We start from the raw sequence: 5,451 nt of genomic DNA, 5'->3' as shown, positions 1-5,451 counted from the left end.
GGACTTCGCCGTCACGGCGTTCGAAGGTGGTGCGCAGGCTTTCGTGACGGGCGACGATGCGGTCCAGGGCCCGTTGCAGGGCGTTGCGATCCAGGTTGCCGCGCAGGTGCAGCGCGGCGGGCATGTGATAGGCGACGCTGGCGGCGTGGTCCAATTGATCGAGAAACCACAGGCGTTGCTGGGCCAGGGACAGCGGCAACGCCTGGTCGCGGGACACGACTTCGATGGGCTGGATCTGGGACTGGCCGGCCTGATCCACGCGCTGGGCCAGTTCGCTCAACGAGGCTTGGGCGAAGAGGGTGCGCAGGTCGATCTCGACACCGAGGTCCTGATGCAGGCGGGCCTGCAACTGCACGGTCAGCAGGGAATGACCGCCGAGTTCGAGGAAGCCGTCGTGGCGGCCGACCTGATCCAATTGCAGCAGCTCTTTCCAGATATCGGCGAGGGCGATTTCGGTGTCGCCTTGGGGGGCTTCGTAGGTTTTGCTGGCCAGGGATTCCAGGCCGGGGGCCGGCAGGGCGCGGCGATCGAGCTTGCCGTTGGCGGTCAGGGGCAGGGCATCGAGGTGGACGAAGGCGCTGGGCACCATGTATTCAGGCAGGTGATTGAGCAGGGTGCTGCGCAGTTGTTCGGCATTGGCCGGTTCACCGCACAGGTACGCCACCAGGCGATTGTCCTCGCGAGCGATCACCACGGCATCGGTGACACCGGCACAGCCAAGCAAGACGTTCTCGATCTCGCCCAACTCGATACGGAAGCCACGGATTTTCACCTGGAAGTCATTGCGCCCCAGGTACTCCAGCGTGCCGTCGGCCAGCCAACGACCAAGGTCGCCGGTCTTGTACAGCCGTGCGTTCGGCGCGGTGCTGAACGGGTCGGCAATAAAACGCTCGGCGCTCAGTTCCGCTCGGTTCAGGTAACCCCGGGCCACGCCGGCGCCGCCAATGTGCAGCTCGCCAGCCACGCCCAACGGCGTCGGTTCCCCATGGGCATCGAGCACATGCACCTGGACGTTGGCAATCGGCCGGCCAATGCTCGGGCGTTCGCCGAGGTCGCGGATCAAGTCGATGGTGGCGTCCACCGTGCATTCGGTCGGACCGTACATGTTGTAGAAGCGGATGCTCGGGCAGTCGCGCAACTTCGTCCAGGTCGCGGCATTGATCGCTTCGCCGCCGAGTAGCACGCTCACCGGTTGGTAGCTGTTGCGTTCCAGCAGGCCGGCGGCGAGCAGGGTGTCGAGCTGCGATGGCGTGGAGTCGAAGGCGTGCACCTGGTGCTGTTCGAGGAAGTCCAGTAGTTCATGGCCGCTGGCGCGGATCAGTTGCGGGATGATCACCAGCCGGTGGCCGGAGAACAGCTGGGCGATGCCCTTGATCGACATGTCGAAAAAGAACCCGGCGTTCAGCGCCACGGTGGCCGGGGTCGGGCAATGCTGGTGAGTGGTGCGGCGGAGCACCTGCCAGAAGTTGAACACCGAACGGTGCTCGATCATCACACCCTTGGACTGGCCGGTGGAACCGGAGGTGTAGATCACATAGGCCAGGTGTTCGGCGGTCAGGCCCGCTACCTGCGGATTCGCATCGCAATCAGCGTCATCCGCCGCTTGCTGCGATTCAGGGGTATCGAGCAACAGCAGCGGGAGTTCGCCGGCTGGCAACGACAAGGCCGACTGGGTCACCAACGCCCGTGGCTGGCTGTCGTTGAGCATGAAGGCCATGCGCTCGGCAGGATGGGCCGGGTCGATGGGCACGTAGGCAGCACCGGCCTTGAGCACGCCGAGCAGGCCGACGATCATGTCCAGGCTGCGCTCGGCACAGACGGCCACGCGCTGGTCGGGCTGGACACCGAGGGCGAGCAACTGCCGGGCCAGGTGGTTGGCGCGGCGATTGAGCTGGCGGTAGGTCAGTTGCTGTTCTTCGCAGATCAGGGCCACGGCGTCGGGGTTGGCCTGGACTTGGGTTTCGAACAGCAGATGGATCGGTTGCGCGGCGCCGAAATCGCTGGCGGTGCGGTTGAAGTCCGTCAGCAGCAATTGCCGTTCGCTGGCGGGCAGCACGTCCAGTTGGCTGGCGAGGCGTTCCGGAGTTTGTTCAAGGGCGTCGACCAGTGCGGTGACGGCCTGGGCAAGATAATCGGCGATGCGTTGCGGGTCGATGCCGGTGATGGATTGGGCGGTCAGGGAGAACCCGTCGCCTTCATCCGCCACGGCCACTTCGATCGGGTAGTTGGTGCGGGCCTCGTTGCTCAGGAAGCGCACGCCGTCCCAGGCCAAGACCTGATCGTCGTTGGCCAGCGAGCCGCCGTCGGTCTGATGGCGGTAATTGAGCAACGTGGTGAACAGCGGCAGGCCCGCGCCGACACCGCTGCAACGCTGGGCCAGGGCCAGGGAGGCCTGTTCGTGGGCGAGCAGTTCGCTGAGGTCGCGGTAGGTTTCGTCCACCAGCGCGCTGACGCCAAGCCCGGCCAGTCGTACCCGCACCGGCAAGGTGTTGATGAACACGCCAAGGGCCCGGTCGGCCCCCAGTGAGCCTTGCAGGCGCCCGGCGACCACCGTGCCGAACACCACATCGTCGCGGCCGGTGCAGCGCCCGAGCACCTGGGCCCAGGCGATATGAAACAGCACCGCCGGTGTCACGCCGGCCAGGCGCGCTTGAGCGCGGATCCGCAGATTCAGGTCACGGTCCAGACGCACGCTGGTTTCGACCACCTGGGCGCCATCGCCCTGGACGTCCAGCACGCCGAACGGTGCGGTGGGTTCCTCGACACTGGCCAGGCGCCGGGTGAAATAGGCTTCATGGGCCTGGGGCGGTGTGGCGAGCACCTGGGCGACAAACTCCCGATAAGGCATCGGCGTCGGCAACTGGGCGCCCTGGCCCTGCATCAGTTGCTGGATTTCTTCGAGGACGATGCCCAGGGACACGTGGTCGCTGATCATGTGATGGTCCAGCAGGGCCAGCCACCAGCGTTCGGAATGCGGATCCTGGGCGATGCAGGCGCGCATCAACGGCGCTTGTTGCAAATCCAGGCGCAGGTGACGTGGATCGCTCAAGCGTTCCAGTTGAGCGCGCGGGTCCTCATCGGCCGCCAGGGTGATGGGCTGGACCGGCAGTACTGCCTGGCGCTGCACCACCTGCACCGGCTGCGGCTGGCCGACCCAATGCACGGCACTGCGCAGGATGTCGTGGCGGTCGATCACCTGTTGCAAGGCGGCGGTGAAGGCATCGAGGCGCTGGCGGTCGTCGAACTCGATCATCGAGCGCACCAGGTAGGCGTCGCCTTCGTGCCCGAGCAAATGATGGAACAGGATGCCCTGTTGCAACGGGGCCAGGGGGTAGATGTCCTGCACGTTGGCAGCGCCGCCCGGTACGGCATTGACGATCCGTTCCAGTTGCGCCGGGGTCAGTTCCACCAGGGGCAGCATGTCCGGTGCCAGCATCGTGCAATCGGCCGGGATGCGGTTGGCCGGGGCCAGGAACAAGGGCTCATCGCTGCGATTCAAGGCCTGGGCCATTTCCCGCAGGCTGGGGGCGGTGAACACGGTACGCACCGTGGCGCCCAGGCCATGCTGGCGCAGGCGATCGATCAAGCTCACGGCCAGCAGCGAATGGCCGCCGAGTTCGAAGAAACGGTCATGCCGACCGACTTTCTCGATGCCCAGCAGGTCTTGCCAGACGCTCGCAACGGTCTGTTCGATCGCGCCCCGTGGAGCCTCGTAGGCTCGGCTGGCGAAGGCTTCCTGACCCGGTGCGGGCAGGGCGCGGCGGTCGAGCTTGCCGTTGGGGGTCAACGGCAGAGCTTCGAGTTGGACGAAGGCGCTGGGCACCATGTAGTCGGGCAGGGCCGCCAGCAAGACGCTGCGCAATTGCTCCACCGGCACCGGTTCACCGCACAGGTAGGCGATCAAGCGCTTGCTGTCCGATTGGCCCGGTTGGCTCTCCTGGGCCACCACCACCGCTTCACGCACACCGGCGCAGCCGGCGAGGAGGGCTTCGATCTCACCCAGTTCCACGCGGAAACCGCGGATCTTCACCTGGTCGTCATTGCGGCCCAGGTACTGCAGGGTACCGTCAGGCAGCCAGCGACCGAGGTCGCCGGTCTTGTACAGACGGGCGTCCGGGTCGGTGCTGAACGGGTCGGCGATGAAACGCTCGGCCGTCAATGCCTGGCGATTGAGGTAACCGCGAGCGACACCGACACCACCAATGTGAATCTCCCCAGCAACGCCGAGCGGGACGAGGTTGCCGCTGGCATCGAGCACATGCAGTTGGGTGTTGCGCACCGGTTTGCCGATGGAGCGGAAATCGTCGTGGTCGCTTTCCATCAGGCGGATCGAGGCGTTCACGGTGGCCTCGGTCGGGCCGTAGGCATTGAACAGCGCCGGGCGATGGCCGGCACGGGCGAACCATTGGCTCACGGCCTGCTTGCCCACCGCTTCGCCACCGATCATGAACTGGCGCAACGAGGTCGGCAGCGGCACATGCTGATCACGGCTGAGCTGTTGCCAGAACACCGTCGGCAGGTTCGCAACAGTGATCCCATGCTGTTCGCACAATGTGGCGAAGGCTGCGGTGCCGGCGATCCAGGCATCGCTGCGCAGCACCAGGGTGGCGCCGGACAGCAGTGCACCAAAAATTTCTTCCACCGACATGTCGAACGTCATGGTGGCGAATTGCAGGACGCGATCGCGGGGGTTGAGGCCATAGCGTTCTTGCAGGGCACCGATCTGGTTGCACACCGAACGGTGCTCGAGCATCACCCCTTTCGGTTTGCCCGTGGAACCGGAGGTGTACATGACGTAGGCCAGGTGCCGGGAGGTCAAGCCTTCGATCCGTGGGTTGTGGTCGTCGCCTTCGGTCGAGTCGTCCAGCGACAGTTGCGCGATTTCCAGCGGTGGCAATTGTTCCGCCAGCCGCCCTTGGCTGAGCAGCACCCGGGGCGAGCTGTCACTGAGCATGTGCTGCAAGCGATCCTGCGGATAGTTCGGGTCCAGCGGCACGTAGGCACCACCGGCCTTGAGGATGGCGAGGATGCCGATGATCATCTCGGGACTGCGTTCCACCAGCAGCGCCACGCGCTCATCCGGGCGCAGGCCGGCGGCGATCAAGCGGTGAGCGATGCGGTTGGCCCGGGCATTGAGTTCGGCGTAGCTGAGCGGGGTGCCCTGCGCCTGGACCGCGAGGGCCTGTGGCTGGGCTTGCACATGCGCTTCGAACCATTCATGCACCAGCCGGCCTTCGGGGAAGGGGGCGTGGGTCTGGTTGAAACCGCCGAGCAATTGGCGACGTTGCAGGTTATCCAGCAACGGCAAGGTCGCCAGCGGCTGGGTGGCATCGTCGAGCATGGCATCGAGCAGGTGCAGCAAGTGCTGGCCCCAGCGGGCGATGGTGCTCTCATCGAACAGGTCGGTGGCGTATTCGAACTGGCCGCTGATGCAATCGCCATCGTCGTTGA

The 5,451-nt window shown here is 65.5% G+C and carries 1 protein-coding gene; it reads right to left on the bottom strand.

The window, feature by feature from the left end:
* Window positions 1-5,451, bottom strand: a 5,451-nt coding sequence (locus J3361_RS29165) for a non-ribosomal peptide synthetase (protein ID WP_207967442.1), incomplete at both ends; no start/stop codon positions are given.

This window comes from Pseudomonas sp. OA65 (genome assembly GCF_017498305.1).
In the GTDB taxonomy this organism is placed as follows: domain Bacteria; phylum Pseudomonadota; class Gammaproteobacteria; order Pseudomonadales; family Pseudomonadaceae; genus Aquipseudomonas; species Aquipseudomonas zanjanensis.
This window is presented reverse-complemented; position numbering and strand designations above follow the sequence as displayed.